Annotated in this window: 23 protein-coding genes; 21 read left to right on the top strand and 2 right to left on the bottom strand. The window is 52.8% G+C overall.

The window, feature by feature from the left end; genetic code table 11:
• Nucleotides 1-2 precede the first annotated feature (2 nt).
• The 18 genes from rplO (at nucleotide 3) to JTP09_RS04085 (ending at nucleotide 16,707) form a co-directional block, all read left to right on the top strand.
• Entirely contained in the window at nucleotides 3-458 is a 456-nt protein-coding gene (gene rplO, locus JTP09_RS04170; RefSeq protein WP_204877172.1) for a 50S ribosomal protein L15, read from the top strand.
• Nucleotides 459-690: 232 nt separating this feature from the next.
• Nucleotides 691-2,001 (top strand): preprotein translocase subunit SecY, encoded by a 1,311-nt coding sequence (secY, locus tag JTP09_RS04165; RefSeq protein WP_204877171.1) that lies wholly within the window; start codon nucleotides 691-693, stop codon nucleotides 1,999-2,001.
• Nucleotides 1,998-2,561 carry an adenylate kinase gene (locus tag JTP09_RS04160; protein ID WP_204877170.1) on the top strand — a complete coding sequence of 188 codons (564 nt, stop codon included), beginning with the start codon at nucleotides 1,998-2,000 and terminating at the stop codon, nucleotides 2,559-2,561. Before secY ends, JTP09_RS04160 begins: the two co-directional genes overlap by 4 nt.
• A gap of 125 nt (nucleotides 2,562-2,686) precedes the next feature.
• Entirely contained in the window at nucleotides 2,687-3,520 is an 834-nt protein-coding gene (map, locus tag JTP09_RS04155) for a type I methionyl aminopeptidase (protein WP_204877169.1), read from the top strand.
• A 28-nt stretch (nucleotides 3,521-3,548) separates the two neighbouring features.
• The gene (gene rlmN / locus JTP09_RS04150; RefSeq protein WP_204877168.1) at nucleotides 3,549-4,733 is read left to right on the top strand and encodes a 23S rRNA (adenine(2503)-C(2))-methyltransferase RlmN; all 1,185 of its coding nucleotides are present in this window, start codon (nucleotides 3,549-3,551) and stop codon (nucleotides 4,731-4,733) included.
• A gap of 284 nt (nucleotides 4,734-5,017) precedes the next feature.
• The gene (infA, locus tag JTP09_RS04145; protein ID WP_005505018.1) at nucleotides 5,018-5,239 is read left to right on the top strand and encodes a translation initiation factor IF-1; all 222 of its coding nucleotides are present in this window, start codon (nucleotides 5,018-5,020) and stop codon (nucleotides 5,237-5,239) included.
• 129 nt (nucleotides 5,240-5,368) lie between these two features.
• Nucleotides 5,369-5,482 carry a 50S ribosomal protein L36 gene (gene rpmJ / locus JTP09_RS04140; RefSeq protein WP_168614911.1) on the top strand — a complete coding sequence of 38 codons (114 nt, stop codon included), beginning with the start codon at nucleotides 5,369-5,371 and terminating at the stop codon, nucleotides 5,480-5,482.
• 160 nt (nucleotides 5,483-5,642) lie between these two features.
• Nucleotides 5,643-6,011 (top strand): 30S ribosomal protein S13, encoded by a 369-nt coding sequence (gene rpsM, locus JTP09_RS04135; protein ID WP_204877167.1) that lies wholly within the window; start codon nucleotides 5,643-5,645, stop codon nucleotides 6,009-6,011.
• Nucleotides 6,012-6,082: 71 nt separating this feature from the next.
• Nucleotides 6,083-6,487, top strand: a complete 405-nt coding sequence (gene rpsK / locus JTP09_RS04130) for a 30S ribosomal protein S11 (RefSeq protein ID WP_204877166.1) — start codon at nucleotides 6,083-6,085, stop codon at nucleotides 6,485-6,487.
• A gap of 147 nt (nucleotides 6,488-6,634) precedes the next feature.
• Complete coding sequence (locus JTP09_RS04125; protein ID WP_204877165.1) at nucleotides 6,635-7,630, top strand: DNA-directed RNA polymerase subunit alpha; 996 nt, start codon at nucleotides 6,635-6,637, stop codon at nucleotides 7,628-7,630.
• Between the two features lie 114 nt (nucleotides 7,631-7,744).
• Nucleotides 7,745-8,428, top strand: coding sequence for a 50S ribosomal protein L17 (gene rplQ, locus JTP09_RS04120; RefSeq protein WP_204877164.1), 684 nt, complete (start codon nucleotides 7,745-7,747; stop codon nucleotides 8,426-8,428).
• Between the two features lie 83 nt (nucleotides 8,429-8,511).
• Nucleotides 8,512-9,438, top strand: a complete 927-nt coding sequence (truA, locus tag JTP09_RS04115) for a tRNA pseudouridine(38-40) synthase TruA (RefSeq protein WP_204877163.1) — start codon at nucleotides 8,512-8,514, stop codon at nucleotides 9,436-9,438.
• Between the two features lie 282 nt (nucleotides 9,439-9,720).
• The gene (gene rplM, locus JTP09_RS04110) at nucleotides 9,721-10,164 is read left to right on the top strand and encodes a 50S ribosomal protein L13 (protein ID WP_204877162.1); all 444 of its coding nucleotides are present in this window, start codon (nucleotides 9,721-9,723) and stop codon (nucleotides 10,162-10,164) included.
• Nucleotides 10,165-10,198: 34 nt separating this feature from the next.
• On the top strand, nucleotides 10,199-10,696 hold the full coding sequence (gene rpsI / locus JTP09_RS04105; RefSeq protein ID WP_204877161.1) for a 30S ribosomal protein S9: 498 nt from the start codon (nucleotides 10,199-10,201) through the stop codon (nucleotides 10,694-10,696).
• Nucleotides 10,697-10,897: 201 nt separating this feature from the next.
• On the top strand, nucleotides 10,898-11,920 hold the full coding sequence (gene ppk2 / locus JTP09_RS04100) for a polyphosphate kinase 2 (protein WP_204877160.1): 1,023 nt from the start codon (nucleotides 10,898-10,900) through the stop codon (nucleotides 11,918-11,920).
• 22 nt (nucleotides 11,921-11,942) lie between these two features.
• The gene (gene glmM / locus JTP09_RS04095) at nucleotides 11,943-13,301 is read left to right on the top strand and encodes a phosphoglucosamine mutase (RefSeq protein ID WP_204877159.1); all 1,359 of its coding nucleotides are present in this window, start codon (nucleotides 11,943-11,945) and stop codon (nucleotides 13,299-13,301) included.
• Nucleotides 13,302-13,573: 272 nt separating this feature from the next.
• Nucleotides 13,574-15,556 (top strand): PTS mannitol transporter subunit IICBA, encoded by a 1,983-nt coding sequence (locus JTP09_RS04090; protein ID WP_204877158.1) that lies wholly within the window; start codon nucleotides 13,574-13,576, stop codon nucleotides 15,554-15,556.
• Nucleotides 15,556-16,707, top strand: coding sequence for a mannitol-1-phosphate 5-dehydrogenase (locus JTP09_RS04085; RefSeq protein WP_204877157.1), 1,152 nt, complete (start codon nucleotides 15,556-15,558; stop codon nucleotides 16,705-16,707). Before JTP09_RS04090 ends, JTP09_RS04085 begins: the two co-directional genes overlap by 1 nt.
• A 171-nt stretch (nucleotides 16,708-16,878) precedes the next feature.
• Here the strand turns inward: JTP09_RS04085 and mscL are convergent, their stop codons facing one another.
• Together mscL and coaA are read right to left on the bottom strand one after the other, a co-directional pair.
• Complete coding sequence (gene mscL / locus JTP09_RS04080) at nucleotides 16,879-17,265, bottom strand: large conductance mechanosensitive channel protein MscL (protein WP_204877156.1); 387 nt, start codon at nucleotides 17,263-17,265, stop codon at nucleotides 16,879-16,881.
• A gap of 149 nt (nucleotides 17,266-17,414) precedes the next feature.
• On the bottom strand, nucleotides 17,415-18,368 hold the full coding sequence (gene coaA / locus JTP09_RS04075; RefSeq protein ID WP_204877155.1) for a type I pantothenate kinase: 954 nt from the start codon (nucleotides 18,366-18,368) through the stop codon (nucleotides 17,415-17,417).
• Nucleotides 18,369-18,500: 132 nt separating this feature from the next.
• On the opposite strand from coaA, the gene glmS reads away from it, so the two are divergent.
• The 3 genes from glmS to JTP09_RS04060 all read left to right on the top strand — a co-directional run bounded on the left by glmS (nucleotide 18,501) and on the right by JTP09_RS04060 (nucleotide 21,863).
• Nucleotides 18,501-20,384 carry a glutamine--fructose-6-phosphate transaminase (isomerizing) gene (gene glmS, locus JTP09_RS04070; protein WP_204877154.1) on the top strand — a complete coding sequence of 628 codons (1,884 nt, stop codon included), beginning with the start codon at nucleotides 18,501-18,503 and terminating at the stop codon, nucleotides 20,382-20,384.
• A gap of 136 nt (nucleotides 20,385-20,520) precedes the next feature.
• On the top strand, nucleotides 20,521-20,934 hold the full coding sequence (locus JTP09_RS04065; protein WP_204877226.1) for a holo-ACP synthase: 414 nt from the start codon (nucleotides 20,521-20,523) through the stop codon (nucleotides 20,932-20,934).
• 5 nt (nucleotides 20,935-20,939) lie between these two features.
• A complete protein-coding gene (locus JTP09_RS04060; RefSeq protein WP_204877153.1) occupies nucleotides 20,940-21,863 on the top strand; it encodes an ADP/ATP-dependent (S)-NAD(P)H-hydrate dehydratase in 924 nt (307 codons plus the stop codon).
• Nucleotides 21,864-21,963: the final 100 nt, after the last annotated feature.

The following is a 21,963-nucleotide window of genomic DNA, read 5'->3' as shown; positions in this document are numbered from 1 at the left end:
AGATGGCTGAACAGAACGACGCTATCAAGATTCACGATTTGCGCCCCGCTAAGGGCGCCCACAAAGCAAAGACCCGCGTAGGCCGCGGTGAAGGCTCAAAGGGTAAGACTGCAGGTCGCGGTACTAAGGGTCAGAAGGCTCGTTACCAGGTAAAGGCTGGTTTCGAGGGTGGTCAGCTTCCGCTGCACATGCGCCTTCCGAAGCTTCGCGGCTTCAAGAACCCCTTCCGCATCGAGTACCAGGTTGTTAACCTGGACCGTATCTCAGAGCTGTTCCCCGAGGGTGGCGATGTCACCGTTGAGGCATTGGTCGAGAAGGGCGCTGTTCGCAAGAACGAGCTCGTTAAGGTTCTCGGTAACGGCGATATCACCGTTAAGGTAAATATCACTGTTGACAAGGCTTCAGCTAGCGCAATCGAAAAGATTGAAGCTGCTGGCGGTTCAGTAACCGTAAAGTAAGCTAGTTAGCATGTGAGGGCTGTACTTTCCTAGGGAAGTACAGCCCTTCTTTTTTATCTTCTGTTCTGTTGCCGCGGACGCCGGGTATAGATTGTGTGGGGGAGTGAGGGGTTATTTTCACCACTTCATATTTTTTCTGTATTGGCGTTCAAAAAGCGTTAGACTAATCAGAAGTTTGTTTTCAGCTTGCTGTGTGGGTGAGCTGAATGATTATCAATATTCAGGAGGACATGTGCTGAGCGCTTTAGGCAGGGCTTTTAAGACCCCTGACCTGCGAAATAAGCTGTTGTTTACCCTGGGCATTATCGTGATTTATCGTTTGGGCGTCTTTATCCCTGCGCCGGGTGTTTCTTTCGGGAACGTCCAGCAGTGTATGGCAACTGCCTCCGCTAGCGGTGGGCTCTTCGATATGGTGAATCTTTTCAGCGGTGGCGCCTTGCTGCAGCTGTCGGTTTTTGCACTGGGTGTTATGCCATACATTACGGCGAGCATTATTGTTCAGCTCTTGCGTGTGGTTATTCCGCGTTTTCAGGAGTTGCACGAAGAAGGTGCACAGGGTCAAACTAAGCTGACTCAGTACACCCGTTACCTCACCATTGCTTTGGCGTTTTTGAACGCTACTACCATTGTGTCCCTAGCCCGATCTGGTGCTCTATTGCCTGGCTGCAACCTACCGATTATTCCGGAGGATACCCTGATCAGTGTTGTACTGATTATTTTGGCTTTGGTGGCTGGCACCGGTATTGTGATGTGGCTGGGTGAGCAGATTACTGAAAAAGGTGTGGGCAACGGTATGTCCCTGCTGATTTTCACTTCTATTGCTTCAAGCTTCCCCTCTGCACTTGGGTCGATTCAGCGTACCCTGGGTTGGGGTATTTTTGCGGGTGTCATTGCTATTGGTTTGCTGACTATCGTTGCTGTGGTGTTTGTTGAACAGTCGCAACGTCGAATCCCCGTTCAGTACGCCAAGCGTATGATTGGTCGTCGCACGATTGGTGGTACCACCACTTACATCCCGCTGAAGGTCAACATGGCGGGTGTTATTCCTGTTATCTTTGCGTCCTCGCTGCTGATGCTTCCCGCGATGCTGGCACAGTTCAACACCCCCACAGACGGCAGTGCCCCTGCTGGTTGGGTAACGTGGATCAGCACCTATTTGGTCAGTGGCGATCACCCGATCTATATGGCTCTGTACTTCTTCTTGATCGTTGGATTCGCCTACTTCTACGTTTCCATCACCTTCAACCCCGAAGAGGTTGCCGGGAACATGAAAAAATACGGTGGATTCATCCCCGGCTACCGCGCGGGTCGTCCCACCGAGCGCTACCTGAGCTACGTACTGAACCGCATTACCTTACCCGGTGCGCTTTACCTGGGCATTGTGGCGATGATTCCGCTCATTGCTCTGGTTCTCTTTGGCGCTAACCAGAACTTCCCGTTCGGCGGTACCTCGCTGCTGATCGTGGTCGGTGTCGGTCTTGATACTGTGAAGCAGATCGACGCTCAACTTCAACAACGACACTATGAAGGACTGCTACGATGAATCGTTTGCTCATTATTGGCCCTCCCGGTGCAGGTAAAGGTACCCAGGCCGTCCGTATCGCTGAAAAACTGAATATTCCCGCTATCTCAACCGGTGATATCTTCCGCAAAAATATCAAGGAAGAAACCGACCTCGGTAAAGAAGCTAAGAGCTACATTGACTCCGGCAACCTGGTTCCCGATTCAGTAACCAACAAGATGGTGCGTACCCGTTTGGCTGAAGAGGACGCTGCAAGCGGCTTCTTGCTTGACGGTTACCCCCGCAACGTAGCTCAGGTGCAGGAGCTCGACAGCATCCTCTTTGACATGGGTGTTGAAATCGGACGTGTGCTCTTGCTTGTTGCCGATAACGATGAACTGGTCCAGCGCCTGCTCAACCGTGCTGCTGAGCAGGGGCGTTCGGATGATAACGAAGAAGTCATTCGCCACCGCCTTAAGGTTTACGAAGAAGAAACCGCTCCTTTGGTAGCTCTCTACACCGAACGCGGTATTGTCAAGCAAATTGATGGTCTTGGCGATATTGATGAGGTTACCGAACGCATCATGGATGCGCTCAAGTAAGTCTGCCTCTCAAGTAATTTCAGGTCTGTGCCCCCGGTCATTGCGGGGGCACATCTTTTTAACAGATGATTGATATTTGTGCCTTCTTGAGTGAGAGGGAGCAGGTTCACCGAAGGAGAAAAATCGTGCGCCGTATTGAATATAAAACTGATGCCCAGCTTGCCTCGATGGCAGCAGCAGGTGTCATTACTTCCCGAGCTCTTGACGCCGCAGTAGATGCTGCGCGAGCGGGAGTAAGCACCCTCGACCTGGATCAAGCCTTCCGGCAGGTACTTGATGAGCATCAGGCAGCGTCAAACTTCTTGGGCTATTACGATTACCCCGCTGCTATCTGCGCGTCGGTCAATGAGGAAGTAGTCCACGGTATCCCCGGTGAGCGAGTCCTTCAGGACGGCGACATGATTTCTATTGATGGCGGTGCCATCGTGACTGATGCCTACGGCAAAAAATGGCACGGCGACTCAGCCCGTACCGCTTTGATCGGCAATGTTTCAGATGCGCGTCGTGAACTTTCCGAAATCACCCGTGCTGCCCTGTGGCATGGTATTGCCGCCGCCGCGTCCGCCCGTAAAGTGGGCGAAATTGGTCTTGCCGTTGAAGAATTTGTACGCGCTGAAACCGGTGACAAATACGGAATTATCGAGGATTTTGTGGGTCACGGTATCGGCTCACAAATGCACATGGCACCCGATGTTCTCAACTACGCGGCCCGAGACCTAGGCCCACGTTTGAAAAAGGGCATGGCGCTTGCCATCGAACCCATGATTGTTGCCGGTTCCATCGAAACCACAACCCTCGATGACGGGTGGACAGTGGTAACAGACGACGGCAAAGATGCCTGTCAGTGGGAACACTCCGTAGCTTTCCACTCCGAAGGAATTTGGGTGCTCACAGCTGAAGACGGTGGAGCCTCAGAACTCTCCAAACTTGGCGTGACCGTCAAACCTATTCCCTCCTAAACTACCCATCACCAGCGAAAAGAACACCATGACTGAAACCAGCACCAAGACACCGGTTGAAATCTCGGCTGTGCGCCCAGAACCCGGCAAAATCGCCCTCAAAGCACCTCGCCGGGAACAGCCACCGAAGCACATCGCAGACTTTGATATGGCAGGACGCCGTACCTTCCTCGAAGAACTCGGCTACAAGCCATTCCGCGCCTCCCAGCTCTCAAAGCACTACTTTGAACGACTGGTTAACGACCCAGATGAAATGACCGATCTGCCCGCCGCTGAGCGCGACGAGATGGTAGTCCGAGCCATGCCTCAGCTGCTGACCCCCGTTCGCACCCTGGAAGCAGATGGGGGAGACACCCTCAAAGTTGTTCACCGACTCTTCGATGGCGCCCTCATCGAATCCGTCATCATGCGTTACGAAAACCGCGTCACACTCTGCATCTCCTCCCAAGCCGGTTGCGGCATGAACTGCCCCTTCTGCGCTACCGGTCAGCAAGGTCTGACCCGAAACCTCTCCACCGCAGAAATCGTAGAGCAGGTAGTGGCAGCCGCCCGCTACCTCAAAAACATGAAGGGCCTTGAACAAGCAGAAGGCGGAGCAGAAGACACCCGCCCCCTACGCGTTTCCAACATCGTCTTCATGGGCATGGGAGAGGCACTCGCCAACTACAAACGCACCCTGGGCGCAGTACACCGTCTTATCGACCCCGCACCCGAAGGGCTCGGCATCTCAGCCCGAGGCCTCACCATGTCAACCGTCGGACTCGTCCCCGGCATCCGCAAATTCGAAATGGAAGGTCTGCCACTCACCCTCGCGCTCTCCCTCCACGCCCCTGACGACGAACTCCGCGACGAACTCATCCCCATCAACACCCACTGGAAAGTCGATGAAACCCTCGACGCAGCATACTCTTACTACCGCGCAACAGGACGCCGCATCTCCATCGAATACGCCCTCATCCGCGACATCAACGACCAAGGCTGGCGCGCAGACCTCCTCGGCAAAAAACTAGCATCACGCGGACGCGGCTGGGTACACGTCAACCCCATCCCTCTCAACCCCACCCCGGGCTCCAAATGGACAGCATCCCGCAAAGGCGTCGAACAAAACTTCGTCGAACGCCTCCGTGCACACGGAATACCGGTGACCGTTCGTGATACTCGCGGCTCCGATATTGACGGTGCGTGCGGTCAGCTAGCTGCTCAGGAGGACTAACCGCGAGTATCACTGACTCGCTGGCGCTCGTTGTCTGCGCCTTGAAAGCTAGCTGCTCAAGAAAAGGATGCGTTGCAGGGGGATGAAGAAGGTACCCAGCTGTTGATGTTAAGCTCACATCAAAAATACTGACAAGCTATTAACAACCCTCCCCAAATGCCGTAGACTATTTATTTGGTTGTCTGTGCCATGCGATCGTCGCATCCGTACCCTGTACGGAAATCACAGATGAAATACAAACTGCCCCTGCAGTAGCAGAAGGGCACCGAACGTTAGCGGAGGATATGGCCAAGAAAGACGGCGTCATTGAGATCGAAGGTTCTGTGGTAGAAGCTCTGCCCAACGCGATGTTTCGTGTTGAGCTAGACAACGGTCACAAGGTACTTGCACATATCTCAGGCAAGATGCGTCAGCACTACATTCGAATCCTACCTGAGGACCGTGTAGTAGTTGAGCTCAGCCCTTACGACCTCTCACGCGGTCGTATCGTCTACCGCTACAAATAAAAACACACCAAACGTCGCACCCGGTGCGACGTTTACCGTGTGTTACCGGGGGTAATAGTTCAGCGTTAGTCGAACCTCTTATCCCGCAATTGTCAATGCAAATAATTGCAATCAACGCAAAGGAATGCGATGAAGGTCAAGCCGAGCGTTAAGCCGATCTGCGATAAGTGCAAAGTGATCCGCCGCAACAGCGTGGTCATGGTGATCTGCGAAAACCCGCGTCACAAGCAGCGTCAGGGCTAATAACCTACCTGCTTCACAACAGTCGCACATCAGTGTGGCGTAAATGATAAGGCACCGCTCCTAAAAATTTTAGGGTACCTCCGGATTCAGAGGCCGGGGACCGACACAACCGTCGGGCAGTGATGCCGAAGACCTCTGGTAAAAACAAGGAGAAAGCCATATGGCACGTCTCGCCGGAGTAGATATTCCCCGCGAAAAGCGCGTGGAAGTAGCTCTTACTTACATCTACGGCGTGGGTAAAACCCGTGCAAAGGAAGCTCTTGCTGCAACCGGTGTCTCACCCGACATCCGCGTCAAGGATCTTGAAGATCAGCAGCTCGTAGCACTTCGTGACTTCATCGAAGGTAACTACAAGGTTGAAGGTGACCTTCGCCGTGAGGTTGCTGCAGATATCCGCCGCAAGGTAGAAATCGGTAGCTACCAGGGTCTGCGTCACCGCCGCGGCCTGCCGGTACACGGTCAGCGCACCAAGACCAACGCACGTACCCGTAAGGGCCCGAAGCGTACCGTTGCAGGTAAGAAGAAATAATAAGCGTTGAATCAGCCAAGTAATTCTTACCTGGCCAACGCTCACCAACCAACTTTGTAGGAGAATCAATAATGCCTCCCAAGACTCGCGCAGCGGCTGCTCGTAAGCCCCGCCGCAAGGTTAATAAGAACATTGTTGCAGGTCAGGCTCATATCAAGTCAACCTTCAACAACACCATCATCTCAATCACTGACCCTTCAGGCGCAGTTATCTCCTGGTCATCAGCAGGCGAAATCGGCTTCAAAGGTTCACGTAAGTCAACTCCTTACGCAGCTCAGATGGCTGCTGAGACCGCTGCAAAGCGCGCTCAGGAACACGGCGTACGCAAGGTAGACGTTTTCGTTAAGGGGCCCGGTCCCGGCCGTGAAACCGCAATCCGCTCACTTCAGGCATCAGGCCTCGAAGTTGGCTCAATTCAGGACGTCACCCCCGTTGCACACAACGGTTGCCGTCCCCCGAAGCGCCGCCACGTCTAATCGCTGGTTCGTCCCAGAGAAAATATTTTCTGTGGGCAATCACGATCAGTTCGTGATTACAGACGGATCAATACGTCTGCTTCCTTATCCCTTGTTTTCCCGTTACCTGTGAGCTCATATAGCGGATGCTCACTGAAAGGAAACACAGTGCTAATTGCACAGCGCCCCACTCTGAGTGAAGAAGTTGTTGCGGAAAACCGCTCACGCTTCACCATCGAGCCCCTGGAGCCCGGTTTCGGCTACACCTTGGGTAACTCACTTCGTCGTACCCTGCTTTCATCAATCCCCGGTGCCGCTGTAACCAGCGTCCGCATCGAGGGCGTGCTGCACGAATTCAGCACCGTTGAAGGCGTCACTGAAGACGTTACCGAGATCATCTTGAACATCAAGAAGCTCTCAGTATCATCTGAAAACGACGAGCCCGTGACTGCATACCTGCGCAAGCAGGGTTCCGGTGAACTCACCGCAGCAGACATCGAGGTACCCGCCGGTGTAGAGATTCACAACCCGGAACTTCACATCGCAACCCTCAACGCTAACGCTAGCTTTGACGCTGAACTGACCATCGAACGTGGACGCGGCTACGTATCTGCAGCTCAGAACAAGTCAGGTGACAACGAGATCGGTCGTATTCCGGTTGACTCCATCTACTCACCCGTCTTGAAGGTCACCTTCCGCGTCTCAGCGACCCGTGTTGAGCAGCGCACTGACTTTGATCGTCTGACTCTAGACGTTGAAACCAAGGAAGCTATTGCTCCTCGCGACGCAGTTGCATCAGCAGGTAGCACCCTGGTAGAGCTCTTCGGTCTTGCACGCGAACTCAATACCGCAGCTGAAGGTATTGAAGTTGGTCCGTCACCTGCTGACGAATCAATGGCTGCTGACCTTGCTCTTCCCATTGAAGACCTTGAAATGTCTGTACGTTCCTACAACTGCCTCAAGCGTGAAGGCATCCACACCGTGGGTGAACTCGTAACTCGCTCAGAAGCAGATCTCATGGATATCCGTAACTTTGGTGCTAAGTCCATCGACGAGGTCAAGGCAAAGCTCACCGAGCTCGGTCTGGCTCTCAAGGATTCACCTCCCGGTTTCGACCTCGCTTCACGTGCATACGATGAAGACGGTTACGGTAACGAGTTCTAAGACTTAAACGGTCTGCATTCATCGAGTGACTCATGAATGCTTCAACGTCAAAACTTAGGTTCCTTGATTTTTGAGAGTAAAAAATCAAAGAACGTAACCTTTGGAGAATAAACTATGCCTACTCCCACTAAGGGTCCCCGCCTCGGCGGTAGCCCGACCCACGAGCGTTTGATGCTCAACAACCTGTCACAGCAGCTGTTCGAGCACAAGCGCATCACCACCACCGTTACCAAGGCAAAGCGTATGCGCCCCGTTGCTGAGCGCCTCATTACCTTTGCTAAGAAAGGTGACCTGGCGGCACGCCGTCGCGTTCTGCGTTCACTGACCGACAAGTCAGTTGTACACGAACTATTCACCGTTATCGCTCCTGCAATGGCAGAGCGTCCCGGTGGTTACACCCGCATCACCAAGATCGGTAACCGTAAGGGCGATAACGCTCCTATGGCAGTTATCGAACTGGTCATGGAGCCCGTAGCTTCAAAGGGTGCAGTTGCTGAAGCAACCCAGGTTGCAGCAGCATCAGCTCCCGTAGCTGAAGAAGCGCCCGTTGCTGAAGCACCTGCTGCTGAGGCTACTACATCAGACCTGCCCGCAGGTGCACACGGTGCAACCGAAACCGGTGAAGCTCCCGAGGGCTTCGCTATCAAGGGTAACTCTGACTCCATGAAGTACCACGTACCTGGCTCACGCTGGTACGCAAACACCCAGGCTGAGATTTGGTTCGACACCAAGGAATCAGCTGAAGCAGCTGGCTACGCACCTGCAGGTGGCGCAGCAGCTCAGACCATCGCTGAGTAATTAGCGTCAGGTCATAGCCTTGAGAACTCCGCCACTCACACTAGTGAGTGGCGGAGTTTTTTTATTTCTTACAGGAGAAGTTCATGGAAAGCTTCCATCATGCTGGGGGAGCCCAACACCAACGTATCAGAATCGATCTTGCCTACGATGGAGCACCCTTTTCTGGGTGGGCTAAACAGCCCGGTAGGGTGACGATTCAGGGATGTCTTGAGGAGGCTCTCGCGCTGATTCTTCGTGAGCCGGTGCAGGTGACTGTTGCCGGCCGTACTGATGCGGGGGTACACGCGTCCGCCCAGACAGTTCACTGCGATATACCTCGGCACCTGTGGGAGAAAGTTCCCGGACGCAGCAATAGGCTGCCAGCTCAAGCCTTGGAGCCCCGCCTGCGCGGAGCGCTCAGCCGAATACTTGCTGATGCGGAGCAGGAGCTTCATGTGCCTGTTCAACTCAAAGGTCTCATGCAGGGGAGCATTGCAATCCACGCAGTTAGTGAAGTCAGCGCAGACTTTGATGCCCGCTTTTCAGCATTGGGCAGGCGCTACCAGTACCTTATTGCTGATGATGCGTTAGGGGTAGCGGTACCAACCGATCGACACTCCATGTGGCAGGTTGAAACGCTACTCGACGTAGAAGTGATGAACGAGGGAGCTCAAAGAGTATTAGGGCTCAATGACTTTCTTTCTTTCTGTAAGCCTAGAGTAGGTGCAACAACAATCCGCGAGCTTCGTGATTTCACCTTTATCCGTCGTAATGATCACGTGATTGAAACCCGTATTGAGGCTGATGCTTTCTGCCACAATATGGTGCGTTCGCTGGTGGGATCTTTGGTTCTGGTGGGCGCGGGGGAACGCAGTTTGGAATGGATCGAGCATAAGATGAAGGCACCTGCTCGGGACGCGCGGGTCAAGCTAGCGCCTGCTTGCGGGTTGAGTCTCGCTGAGATCTATTACCCGGAACTGGAGCTTTTTGGAGCTCAGGCAGAACTTACGCGCGCCGTACGAGAGATTTAAAATCACATCAGTGGGATTTAAGGGCTTTAAGTGCTCTTAATCCCTAAAAATACGTAGATTTAGTGTGAACACTAGGGTATAGTTTCATACGTTGTGCGTGTTCCCTCCTGATTCACGTGTGCCAAAGAACAGTCCAGTTGCAGGACGACACTTTCTTTAGGCGCCCAGGAGTTGCGAACGAGCAGTTGTTTCTGGTCCTCACCCAGTACCTGCTATCGCACGTGGTAAGAGGCGCGATACCCAACTAGCGCCTACATGAACATACGAGACAAAGGCGAAATTTTGCGCACTTACACTCCAAAACCCGGCGAAGTAGAGCGCCAGTGGCACGTTATTGACGCTACTGACGTTGTTCTGGGTCGTCTTGCAAGCCAGACCGCTATTCTTTTGCGCGGCAAGCACAAGCCCACTTTTGCACCTCACGTTGATACCGGTGACTCAGTTATCATCATCAACGCTGAAAAGGTTGCACTGACCGGCGCTAAGCTCGAGCAGAAGCGTGCATACCGTCACTCAGGTTACCCCGGTGGTCTGAAGTCAGTGAACTATGCAGAGCTCTTGGAATCAAACCCCACCCGTGCAGTTGAAAAGGCTGTCAAGGGTATGCTCCCCAAGAACAAGCTTGCAGCACAGCAGCTGAAGAACCTCAAGGTCTACGCAGGTGCAGAGCACCCGCACGCTGCACAGCAGCCCAAGACCTACGAATTTACCCAGGTCGCCCAGTAATTCGGGCCTACGAAGACAACTTTAAGGAGAAATCGTGGCTCAGAACGAAGAGCAGATTGTCAACGAGGAAGAGCTGACCAGCTACACCTCAGAATCCTCAGCTCCTGTAGCAGAGGCAGCCAAGGCTAACCGTCCTGCCCTTACCGTTTCAGGTCAGGCAGTAGGTCGCCGTAAAGAAGCAGTCGCACGCGTGCGCGTTATCCCAGGCTCAGGTCAGTGGACCGTTAATGGTCGCACCCTGGAAAACTACTTCCCCAATAAGCTGCACCAGCAGGAAGTAAACGATCCTTTCAAGCTTCTTGAGCTTGAAGGCGCTTACGATGTAATTGCTCGCATTTCAGGTGGCGGTCCTTCAGGTCAGGCAGGCGCACTGCGTCTGGGCGTTTCACGCGCACTGAACGAAATCGATACCGAGAACAACCGCCCGACCCTGAAGAAGGCAGGCTTCCTTACCCGTGACGCACGCGTCATCGAACGTAAGAAGGCTGGCCTTAAGAAGGCACGTAAGGCTTCACAGTTCTCAAAGCGTTAATTACGCTTTACCGGTTGCTTTTCAACCGCAGAACTTTTTCGAAGGCTCTTCCCAGATTCGTTGGGAGGAGCCTTCGGGCTTTTAAGGTTCTTACTTCAGCTGCGGTCTGCGGTGCGTAATAGCCACGACTAGATACAGCGACCGGCTTACAATATAGCTAAGATGTTTATTCGCCCCACGAGACAAGGAGGTCTCTCTTTCATGACTTCTCAGAACAAGTCCGCAGAAGTAACGACTCCTGACACCGCCAGCCCCACAGAGACTGAGAAAGCAGCTATCAAGGACGCCTTGAAGAAAGAGGTGCGTCGACGTTCAGTAGTAGAAGACTACGCGGCTGAACTTGATGAAATTGCATCGCTGACTCACCGTCTCATGGGCGAAGATGATACCTCTGATGCTTGGAAGAAGGGGTACCCCTACGATACGAAGATGAGCCGTAAGGAGTACGAAAAAACCAAGCGTGCCCTGCAAATTGAGCTTTTGAAACTGCAACTGTGGGTTAAAGAAACTGGTCAGAAAGTGCTCATTATCTTTGAGGGACGCGATGCTGCCGGTAAGGGTGGCGCAATCAAACGTTTCACTGAGCACCTCAACCCCCGTGGTTCTCGCGTAGTGGCACTGGAGAAGCCTACCGAAGTGGAGCAGACACAGTGGTACTTCCAGCGTTATATCGCTCATCTGCCTTCCGGCGGTGAAATCGTGATGATGGATCGTTCTTGGTACAACCGTGCGGGTGTGGAGCGAGTCATGGGCTACTGTACTTCTCAGCAGTACTATGAGTTCATGCGAGAGGTCCCCGATTTGGAGCGGATGTTAGTGAATTCGGGCGTCAAGCTTATTAAATTCTGGTTCTCGGTGACGCGCGCAGAACAACTGGCGCGTTTTAACGCCCGCCGTACTGACCCGGTACGTCAGTGGAAACTCTCTCCCACTGACCTCGCTTCCTTGGATAAGTGGGACGACTACACAGAAGCCAAAGAGGCAATGTTCTTCTACACTAACACCGGGGATGCTCCGTGGACTGTGGTGAAATCAAATGACAAGAAACGCGCCCGTCTGGAAGCTATGCGTCACGTGTTGAGCCAGTTCGACTACCCCAATAAAGACCATTCTGTTGTGGGCACCACAGACCCTCTCATTGTGGGATCCGCATCTGAAACTTTTGAGGATGATGAGAGAGAAAACCCGGAAGGGTTCCCCGTGCTAAAAGATGACAGAAGCTAAAGACAACGTAGAATAGAACGTGATGGCACAGAGATTATTTGGGACCGACGGTGTACGCGGTCTAGCAAACGAGAAAATTACTGCTGAGTTGGCTTTGAAGCTGGCACAGGCAGCTTCGGTAGTACTTGGTCATTCGCAGGCAGCTGAGGGTACGCGTCCTAAAGCCGTTATTGCACATGATTCACGTATCAGCGGTGAGTTCATTGGCGCTGCAATGATGGCTGGCTTCGCGAGTTCCGGTATTGATGTTTTGGATGCCGGGTTGGTACCGACCCCCGCCGCCGCCTACCTAGTCGCCTCGACTGAGGCTGATTTTGGCGTCATGATTTCAGCGTCGCACAACCCTGCTGAAGATAACGGTATTAAGTTCCTTGCCCGTGGCGGTAAGAAACTTGATGATGCTATCGAAGACGAGATCGAGCGCCTATATCGTGCCGAAGAGTTCCGCTTTCCCACACACGGAGACGTGGGACGAATCCAGGTGCTGGCTGATGGCGAAGACCGTTACGTTACCCACTTGATTTCAACCATGCCGGATCACCGTGGCCTTTCTGGCCTGACCGTTGTGCTTGACTGTGCTAATGGTGCTGCCTCAGGTGTTTCACCCGATGCTTTCCGCGCCCTGGGCGCTAAGGTTCACGTTATCGGCGCAGAACCCAACGGCACTAATATCAACGATGGAGTGGGATCCACCCACCCTGAATTGTTGCAAGAAGCCGTTCGTTTTATTCAGGCTGATTTTGGTATCGCTCACGACGGCGACGCGGACCGTTGTATGGCAGTTGATGAACAGGGCAACCTGGTAGACGGTGATCAAATCATGTCTATTTTGGCGGTTGCGATGAAAGAAGCGGGCAAGCTAAAGGATGACACCCTAGTAGCTACCGTTATGTCGTCACTGGGGCTTGAGCTTTACCTCAAGGAACAGGGCATTAAGCTAGAGCGCACTGCTGTGGGCGACCGCTACGTGCTGGAAGCTATGCGCGATACCGGTTACAACTTGGGCGGTGAACAGTCGGGTCACGTCATCATGAGTGACTACGCAACTACCGGCGACGGCGTTTTGACCGGTCTGCATCTAGCTGCTGAAATCGTCCGTACTGGTCTGCCTCTTTCTGAGCTGGCTAACCGTATGCAGGCTACTCCGCAGAAGCTCATTAACGTCAAGGGCGTCAACCGCGCTGGTGTCTCAACCTCTGATGCTCTGCAGGCTGAAATTAAGGCTGTAGAGACTGAGCTGGGGGAGACCGGACGCGTGTTGCTGCGCCCATCGGGTACCGAACCTTTGGTGCGCGTCATGGTCGAAGCTGCGACTCAAGATGAGGCTGATTCCTACGCACAACGACTAGCGGATGTTGTTGCTAAAGAACTGGCTCTGTAAAGATTTTCAATAACTGCTCACACATCAGCGCGCTCTAACCTGTCATGGGGTGGGGCGCGCTTTTGTGTGCTTTTCTTTCTGACAGTAGAAGATATAGAGAGCTTCTTGAGGGAAAAGTGTTAAAACTTTTCTTCTATTATACGAGTGCTATATTTCTTTTTTTGAGTGTTGAGGTGTACCTTAGTTACACGATGAGCAATGCTGTCTAGACAGGTTTTGCTGTCCGCTTGCTCTGACTTTCCATTCACTTTTTCTTTTCTTTTGAGGGATTCATGTCTACGACAACTCCTGCCAAGCCCAGCATGCGCGTGCGTGTGCAGCGCTTTGGAACCTTCCTCTCGTCAATGATTATGCCCAACATTGGTGCGCTCATTGCCTGGGGTATTATCACCGCTCTCTTTATTCCTGCCGGTCTCGTACCCAAATACATTCCCGCTCTCACTGACTTCAGCGCAATGGTCGCCACCATGGTTGGCCCCATGGTTACCTACCTGTTGCCCATTTTGATCGCTTACACCGGCGGTAAATTGGTGTACGAACACCGCGGTGGCGTTGTAGGCGCAACCGCAACTATGGGCGTTATCTTGGGTACTTCTTCGGAGCTCTTTGTAGGCGAAGAAGGCGGCTCGCCCATGTTCCTTGGCGCTATGATCATGGGGCCGCTGGCTGCATGGTGTATGAAGAAGCTCGACGGTCTGTGGGACGGTAAGATTAAGCCCGGCTTTGAAATGCTGGTCAATAACTTCTCTGCCGGTATCTTCGCTGCAATTGCTGCTATTGCCTCGATGTTCCTGCTGACCCCCGTCATGAAGGGTATCTCAGCGGGCGCTGGTGCCGCCGTTGACTGGCTGGTCTCAACAGGTCTGTTGCCTTTGACTGCGCTCTTGATTGAGCCTGCGAAGGTGCTCTTCCTCAACAACGCTATTAACCACGGCATCATCACTCCTTTGGGCACCGAGCAGGCACTGGAGCAGGGTAAGTCAATTCTTTACCTGCTGGAAGCTAACCCCGGCCCCGGTCTGGGCATCCTCCTTGCCTACATGGTATTTGGTCGTGGCGCTGCAAAGGCTTCATCCTCAGGTGCGGCTCTAATCCACTTCTTCGGCGGTATCCACGAAATTTACTTCCCCTACGTTTTGATGCGTCCCCAGCTGATTGCGGCTGCCGTTGCCGGTGGTATGGCAGGTACTTTCACCTTCTTGGCATTGGGCGTAGGTCTCACATCAGCCTCAGCTCCTGGATCAATCATCGCAATTACCGCTGTGGCTGCTCCCGGCGACCTGCTGAAAATTTACCTGGGCGTTTTTGCTGCTACCGCTGTTTCATTCCTCGTTGCTTCAGCAATTCTTAAGTTCTCTAAGCAGGGCGAAGACGACTTGGCTGCTGCTGCTGAGAAAATGCAGTCGATGAAGGGCAAAAAATCATCTGTTGCTGGTGCTTTCACCACTGCTGACGCTGGTAATAAGAAAATCGAGAAGATTGTTTTTGCGTGCGACGCGGGTATGGGATCCTCAGCGATGGGCGCTTCGGTACTGCGCAACAAGATCAAGGACGCGGGTCTGGGCGATAAAGTCACCGTTGTTAACTCTGCCATCAATAACCTCAAGGATGAATTTGATCTGCTGGTTTCACACCAGGATCTAGCAGACCGTGCAGCTGCTCCTACCCCCTCCGCCATTCACGTTGCTGTTGATAACTTCATGGGTTCACCTCGCTATGATGAAATTGTTGAGATGCTCAAAGAGCAGTACTCAGATGCGCCTAAATCCAGCCCCAACGTGGTAGCAAACAAGGCTGGCGCTGTGCCTGCCGTCCAGGGTGCGTCCCAGGTGCTCTCCAAGCGATCCATCGTAATGGACGGAGTTGCATCTTCACGTGACCAGGCGATCGATCAAGCAGGTGCTCTACTTGTTGACACCGGTTCCGTTGACCAGTCCTACATTGCTGCAATGCACGAGCGCGAAGCCTCTGTTTCTACTTTCATGGGTAATAGTCTGGCTATTCCCCACGGCACTAACGAAGCAAAGAGCGCAATCTACGACTCGGCTATGTCATTCACTCGTTATGCAGAGCCTATTGACTGGAACGGTAAACCCGTCAAATTCGTTATCGGTATTGCAGGGGCTGACGGCGAGCACCTTGAACTGCTGCAGAAGATTGCAAAAATCTTCTCGTCTAAGGACTCTGTAGCTCAGCTGGAGCAGGCACAAACCGCCGAGGACGTGCTGGAGATTTTCGGAAAGGTCAATGACTAATGAAGAAAGCTGTACATTTCGGTGCAGGAAACATCGGACGCGGTTTTGTGGGCGTTTTGCTGCACGAGGCTGGGTACGAGCTTGTTTTCTCAGATGTTGCTGCCCCCGTTATTGACAAGCTCAACTCGTTGGAGTCCTACACAGTTCATGAGGTGGGACATACTCCCCGAGATCTTGAAATCACCGGTTTTCGGGGGATTAACTCCGCTGAAACCCCTGAGGTTCTGGCTCAGGAAATTGCAACCGCTGATGTCGTGACCACCGCTGTGGGCCCAAAAATTCTCAAGTTTGTTGCGAAGAATATTGCTGAAGGTCTTGAGCTACGCGCCGCTGCAGGAACCGAAGGTAAGGTCGCGGTGATGGCGTGTGAGAATGCCATTAATGCCACCGATATGTTGGCTGCTGCTGTGCGCGAGCACTACCCGGCTGCTGATTCGGTTGCGACTTTTGCTAACACAGCAGTGGATCGCATTGTTCCGGCACAGGATCCCGGTGACGGTCTGGATGTTACAGTTGAGAACTACTACGAGTGGGCTATTGAGTCCGCGCCTTTCAACGGTACTCCTCCTGAGATTCCCGGAGCTACCTGGGTAGATGACCTTGCGCCCTACATCACGCGCAAGCTCTTCACCGTGAACACCGGTCACGCAACCGCGGCCTACTTTGGTCGCGCAGCTGGTATCTCAAAAATTTCTGATGTTTTGGAAAACGCTGAGATCCGCGCGAAGGTGGAGGCAACTCTTGCCGAAACCAAGGATCTGATTGTTCGCAGGTTCGGTTTTGAGCCCGACGTGCAACAGGCTTACATCGAAAAAATCATTGCTCGATTTGAAAACCCGCACCTGCCCGACACCGTTGAGCGCGTAGGACGCGGACCGTTGCGTAAGATTTCTCGGTATGAGCGTTTTACCGGTCCGGCAGCAGACCTTGCCGAGCTGGGACGTCCCACCGATGCTCTTCTCGCCACTATATCGGCGTTGCTGGACTTCAACGTTGTCGATGACGAAGAGTCTCAGGAACTCCAGCGTAAGCTCTCAGAACTCTCAGCCGGTACTATTACCGCTGAAGCGCTGACAGAGGAACTCACCGGTCTAGATACACAGCACCCGCTCTTCACAGACCTCGTTGCTGTTATAGCTGCTAAGGTCTAAGCGATACCCAACCGTTAGGTGTACGCATCACACCATAGACGCCCACTTTCTCGAGAAAGAAGTGGGCGTCTTTGCATTTTCCAGCTTCGTATTAAAAGAAAAGGGCTGGTTGTCTTAGTATAGAGACAACCAGCCCTTTATAAGAGTGATTGTATAAAACCAGTTAGATGATTAGATCTGCTTACGAGTAACGAGTGAGTCGCGGATTTCCTTCAGCAGAGCTACCTGAGGATTTTCTTCCTCAACCTCTTCTTCAACAGCCAGTTTAGCCGCGCGACGCTCATTCACCTTATTGACGGGCAGAACGATACAGAAGTAGAGAGCAGCGGCAACCATGAGGAAGTTAACAACTGCGGTGAGCAGAACACCAATTTTAATGTCGCCAAAAGCAAGCCAGTTATCGAAGTTAGGTTCGTTGAAAACCATTGCAATAGCGGGCATCAGAACGTTCTCAACGAGAGCGTTCACAACGGTAGTAAAAGCGCCGCCGACAATGAGACCAACCGCGAGATCGATAACGTTGCCGCGGGTAATAAATTCTTTAAATCCTTGAAGCATGAGATAAAGAATAAGCTGAATACAGTTGCAAACGAAAATAATTCTCGCCCTTTTGTGGGTGATATTGCATACGCTTGGGTACCATGCGTTCTGAACTGTACATATCGCAGCGCCGCCCCTGGGCAAACGGTACGTTGCTTGACCAACCCCTAGTTTTTACGCAAAAGAACCTTGCGCGCTGAATGATCACTTGACTTGGTGATAATGAGCTTCGCCCTGCCTCTGGTGGGCAGAACGTTCTCTATGAGGTTGGGTTCATTAATAGTTTTCCAGATGTGGGTGGCGCGCTCGCGTGCCTGCTCCTCCGTCAAATCGGCATAAACCTTGAAATATGAATCTGGGTTTTGAAAAGCTGATTGCTGAAGCGAGAGAAAACGGTTAACGTACCATCGCTCAAGATCGATGGTACGCGCGTCCACATAAATAGAAAAATCAAAAAAGTCACTAATAGATAGTGCCGGTTTGCCAGGTTCGCTCTTGGGCGGAGCCAGGACATTGAGCCCTTCAATAATGAGCACGTCAGGGGAGGTTACTTGTATTTTTTCGTCAGGAATAATGTCGTAATAAAGGTGAGAATATTTGGGCGCTTCTACTAACGGAGCTCCCGACTTTACCTCAGAAACAAACCTCAATAAGGAGCGTCGATCATATGATTCAGGGAAACCTTTGCGGTGCATGATACCGCGGCGTTGCAATTCTGCGTTGGGGTAAAGAAAACCGTCAGTGGTAATCAGTTGCACATTGGGTGTAGAAGGCCACCGACGCAGAAGCGCCTGCAAAATACGGGCAGTCGTTGATTTTCCCACTGCCACAGAACCTGCCACCCCAATGATAAAAGGGACGCGGCGTTGAGAAACACCCAAAAAATCGTTGGTCATGTGGTTCACGGAGCTTGCGGCGTTGACGTACAAATTTAGTAGACGTGACAGCGGAAGATAGACCTCTTGAACCTCTTCAACGTTGAGAATTTCACCGAACCCTCGAAGATTGAGAATTTCCTCCTCAGCCAGTGGCACCGAAATTTCGCGAGCCAACCGTGACCAAGTGGCGCGGTCTAGTTCGGTGAAAGGGGAGTGCTTAGCGAAAACTGAAGAGGACGTCATTAGAACTATTCTAGAGAGTTAGCGGGGCTCACGCATTTTTGCGAGGATAACGTCAAGCAGCACCTACTTTGGTATGCAAAGGCACAGACCCAAAACAGCCTTTTATGTGTTGCGTGGGGTAAACTTGAGCTTATGTGTGGAATCGTAGGATATGTAGCTCTGGGTACTACCCCGGACAATAAGAAATTTGACCATACCGCTTATGACGTACTTCTTGAGGGTCTTCGCCGTCAGGAATATCGCGGTTACGACTCAGCCGGTGTAGCTGTTATTGGCGATAACGGTATTGAGTTCCGTAAAAAAGCAGGCAAGTTAGTTAACCTCGCTGAGTCTGTAGCAGAAACCCCCCTGTCTGAGTCATCAATCGGTATCGGGCACACACGCTGGGCAACTCACGGTGGTCCCACCGACGCCAACGCGCACCCTCATGTTGTTGATAACGGCAAACTGGCTGTAGTACACAACGGCATCATCGAGAACTTTGCTGAATTACGCGCAGAACTGCTCGAACAGGGCGTTGAGTTCCTTTCAGAGACTGATACTGAAGTTGCGGCTAACCTGATCGCTAGCATCTACAATTCACTGGAGTCGAAAGACCTCACCGAGGCTATCCGCCTGGCTTCGAACCGCCTTGAAGGTGCTTTCACTATCTTGGCTATTCACCAGGATCACCCCAACCGCGTAGTAGCAACTCGTCGCAACTCACCGCTAGTGATTGGTGTGGGCGAGAACGAGTACTTCCTAGGCTCAGACGTTTCAGGCTTTATCGACTACACCAAGAATGCAGTCGAGATGGGTCAGGACCAGATCGTGACCATCACAGGTGAAGGCTACGATATCATCGATTTTGAGGGCAATCCCACCGACGGCAAGCCTTTCCACATCGAGTGGGACGCAACCGCAGCTGAAAAGGGCGGCTTCGACTCCTTCATGGAGAAGGAAATCCACGAGCAGCCTGCTGCTGTGCGTGACACCCTGATGGGTCGCACGGACGAAAACGGCAACCTTACTCTGGACGAGTTAAAGATTGACGATGCCATCCTGCGCTCAATCGACAAGATTATTGTTGTAGCGTGTGGTACCGCAGCTTACGCGGGTCAGGTTGCCCGCTACGCCATTGAGCACTGGTGCCGCATCCCCACCGAGGTGGAGCTCGCTCATGAGTTCCGCTACCGTGATCCCATCGTGAACGAGAAGACCCTGGTTGTCTCACTCTCACAGTCCGGTGAAACCATGGATACCCTCATGGCTGTGCGTCACGCACAGGAACAGGGCGCTAAGGTTGTCTCCATTTGCAACACCAACGGTTCAACCCTGCCCCGTGAATCTGACGCTGTCATTTACACTCACGCAGGTCCTGAGATTGCAGTTGCTTCTACTAAGGCATTCCTTTCACAGATTACTGCTGCATATCTGCTCGGTCTTTACCTTGCCCAGCTGCGCGGCAACATGTTCAAGGACGAGTTGAAGAAAATTCTCTCAGACCTACAGGAGATGCCCGAGAAAATTCAGCAGCTAATCGATAACGAACAGCAGGTCAAAGACCTCGGTGTCTCTATGAAGGACGCCGGTTCGGTGCTCTTCTTGGGTCGTCACGTTGGCTACCCCGTGGCTCTCGAAGGCGCTCTGAAGCTCAAAGAAATCGCTTACATCCACGCTGAGGGATTCGCAGCTGGCGAGCTCAAGCACGGACCGATTGCTCTGATTGAAGAGGGGCAGCCCGTATTCATTGTGGTGCCCTCGCCGAACGGTCGCGACTCCCTACATTCCAAGGTTGTTTCAAACATCCAAGAAGTACGCGCTCGCGGCGCTGTAACCATTGTGATTGCCGAAGAGGGTGATGAAGCGGTTAAGGCTTACTCAGATCACCTGATCGCTATTCCTGCTTCGCCCACTCTGTTGCAGCCCCTGCTGGCGACTGTACCTTTGCAGATTTTTGCTTGCGCACTTGCTGCGGCAAAGGGCTACGACGTCGATCAGCCTCGTAATCTGGCAAAGTCAGTTACCGTCGAATAAGACAGCGGTATAACCGGTTTTTAACCACAGTATGGCACCGTCTCACCTGTACCGGGTGGGGCGGTGTTTTTATGTCAGGAGAGGTTCGCCGTAGAATTTTGAACTGGAAGACTTTAAAAGAAATACTCGGGTGAAGATGATTATTGCTACCGGCATTGATGTGGTCAATATTGACCGCTTCGCGCAGATTATAGAAAAAAATCCTGCTATGGTGGAGCGACTGTTTGTGCCCCATGAACGCGAAAAGACGGTGCGCTCCCTTGCTGCCCGTTTTGCCGCCAAAGAAGCTGTTGCCAAAGCGCTTAAAGCACCTGCTGGTATGGTGTGGCAGCACTGCTGGGTTGAAAATACAGCTGATGGAGCGCCTCATATTATGGTGGAGGGTACCGTTGCCCAAGCAGCTGCGTCCTTAGGTATTAACCGCTGGCACCTCACCATGACCCATGATGATCCTGTTGCTATCGCATCGGTAGTTGCGGAACACCTGAGCCAGGAAGAGCTGGCACTACTGGCAGCCCTTGACGCAGCTCCCTTGGGGCTGGTGATCTAAAGACCATGACGGAATTTCGCGCTGAGCCAATACGCTCGTTTGATGATCTACTGCCCATTCCCACTGCTACCGATCATAAGTATACCCGAGGCGTCTGCGGGTTGGTAACCGGTAGCGACCAGTACCCTGGGGTTGCTCTTCTGAGTACTGCGGGGGCACTCAACACCGGCGTGGGAATGGTGCGATTTGCAGCGACGGGAGCCGTGAGTACTCTGGTAACTCTGCAACATCCTGAAGTCGTGTGCTTCACTGCTGACGTCACAGAGGCACACGTACAAAGCTGGGTGATTGGCTCTGGCGCCACCGGTGAGTACCGGGCACAGCAAATACAGGCAGTTCTTGCACTCGATACTCCGATGGTGGTGGACGCCGCAGCCCTCACTCCTGCCGCCCAGCGGGTTGCAGATGGCGGTATTTTGGGTGCTCACACCATTTTGACGCCCCACTCAGGAGAACTAGCAGACTTTCTCACTTGGATACAGGCGCTGGCACCTCACCTCTTGCTAGGGGAGAGCGCCCCACCTACCCGAGAAAACATCGAAGAGAATCCACAGCACTGGGCGGAGCTCGCTGCCCGTCTTTCTGGCGCGACGGTGCTGCTTAAAGGTGCTCGCAACGTCATTTCTAGCCCAGAGGGACATACCATAACCCACGAAAGCGCCGCCCACTATCTTGCCAGTGCCGGAAGTGGAGATGTATTGGCCGGAATCCTCGGTGGTGTACTGGCGCAGGCAGTAGCCAACTATCCCGAAAAACTCAAGAAAGATGATAGCCTCTACGCTCACTTGGCTGCCCTCGCCTGCTCCATTCATACCCGCGCCGCTTTGAGCCTGCATCAGGGGTACGGACCGACCCGCGCGTCCGCCGTTGCTCATGCCGTAACCGCGGTCATCGCTGAAATACACCGGGAACGGGGCAACCGCCTCTAAGAGCCAGTAATGCCTAAAAATCTAATCAAATAGTATAAAAACTACGATGGTGAGTACATATTGTGTGTACTCACCATCGTAGCTTTATATTGCCATCCAA

The sequence above is a fragment of the Rothia sp. ZJ1223 genome (assembly GCF_016900985.1).
In the GTDB taxonomy this organism is placed as follows: domain Bacteria; phylum Actinomycetota; class Actinomycetes; order Actinomycetales; family Micrococcaceae; genus Rothia.
The sequence above is the reverse complement of the archived record's forward strand: the minus strand, read 5'-3'. Positions and strand labels throughout refer to the sequence as shown.

Coding starts and splice junctions, on each gene's coding strand:
- ppk2 (WP_204877160.1), top strand. CDS start 10,898: ATGACTTCTCAGAACAAGTCCGCAGAAGTAACGACTCCTGACACCGCC.
- coaA (WP_204877155.1), bottom strand. CDS start 18,368: ATGACGTCCTCTTCAGTTTTCGCTAAGCACTCCCCTTTCACCGAACTA.
- truA (WP_204877163.1), top strand. CDS start 8,512: ATGGAAAGCTTCCATCATGCTGGGGGAGCCCAACACCAACGTATCAGA.
- mscL (WP_204877156.1), bottom strand. CDS start 17,265: ATGCTTCAAGGATTTAAAGAATTTATTACCCGCGGCAACGTTATCGAT.
- rplQ (WP_204877164.1), top strand. CDS start 7,745: ATGCCTACTCCCACTAAGGGTCCCCGCCTCGGCGGTAGCCCGACCCAC.
- rplO (WP_204877172.1), top strand. CDS start 3: ATGGCTGAACAGAACGACGCTATCAAGATTCACGATTTGCGCCCCGCT.
- glmM (WP_204877159.1), top strand. CDS start 11,943: ATGGCACAGAGATTATTTGGGACCGACGGTGTACGCGGTCTAGCAAAC.
- JTP09_RS04065 (WP_204877226.1), top strand. CDS start 20,521: ATGATTATTGCTACCGGCATTGATGTGGTCAATATTGACCGCTTCGCG.
- rpsM (WP_204877167.1), top strand. CDS start 5,643: ATGGCACGTCTCGCCGGAGTAGATATTCCCCGCGAAAAGCGCGTGGAA.
- rpsK (WP_204877166.1), top strand. CDS start 6,083: ATGCCTCCCAAGACTCGCGCAGCGGCTGCTCGTAAGCCCCGCCGCAAG.
- rlmN (WP_204877168.1), top strand. CDS start 3,549: ATGACTGAAACCAGCACCAAGACACCGGTTGAAATCTCGGCTGTGCGC.
- JTP09_RS04085 (WP_204877157.1), top strand. CDS start 15,556: ATGAAGAAAGCTGTACATTTCGGTGCAGGAAACATCGGACGCGGTTTT.
- JTP09_RS04090 (WP_204877158.1), top strand. CDS start 13,574: ATGTCTACGACAACTCCTGCCAAGCCCAGCATGCGCGTGCGTGTGCAG.
- infA (WP_005505018.1), top strand. CDS start 5,018: ATGGCCAAGAAAGACGGCGTCATTGAGATCGAAGGTTCTGTGGTAGAA.
- rpmJ (WP_168614911.1), top strand. CDS start 5,369: ATGAAGGTCAAGCCGAGCGTTAAGCCGATCTGCGATAAGTGCAAAGTG.
- JTP09_RS04160 (WP_204877170.1), top strand. CDS start 1,998: ATGAATCGTTTGCTCATTATTGGCCCTCCCGGTGCAGGTAAAGGTACC.
- glmS (WP_204877154.1), top strand. CDS start 18,501: ATGTGTGGAATCGTAGGATATGTAGCTCTGGGTACTACCCCGGACAAT.
- JTP09_RS04060 (WP_204877153.1), top strand. CDS start 20,940: ATGACGGAATTTCGCGCTGAGCCAATACGCTCGTTTGATGATCTACTG.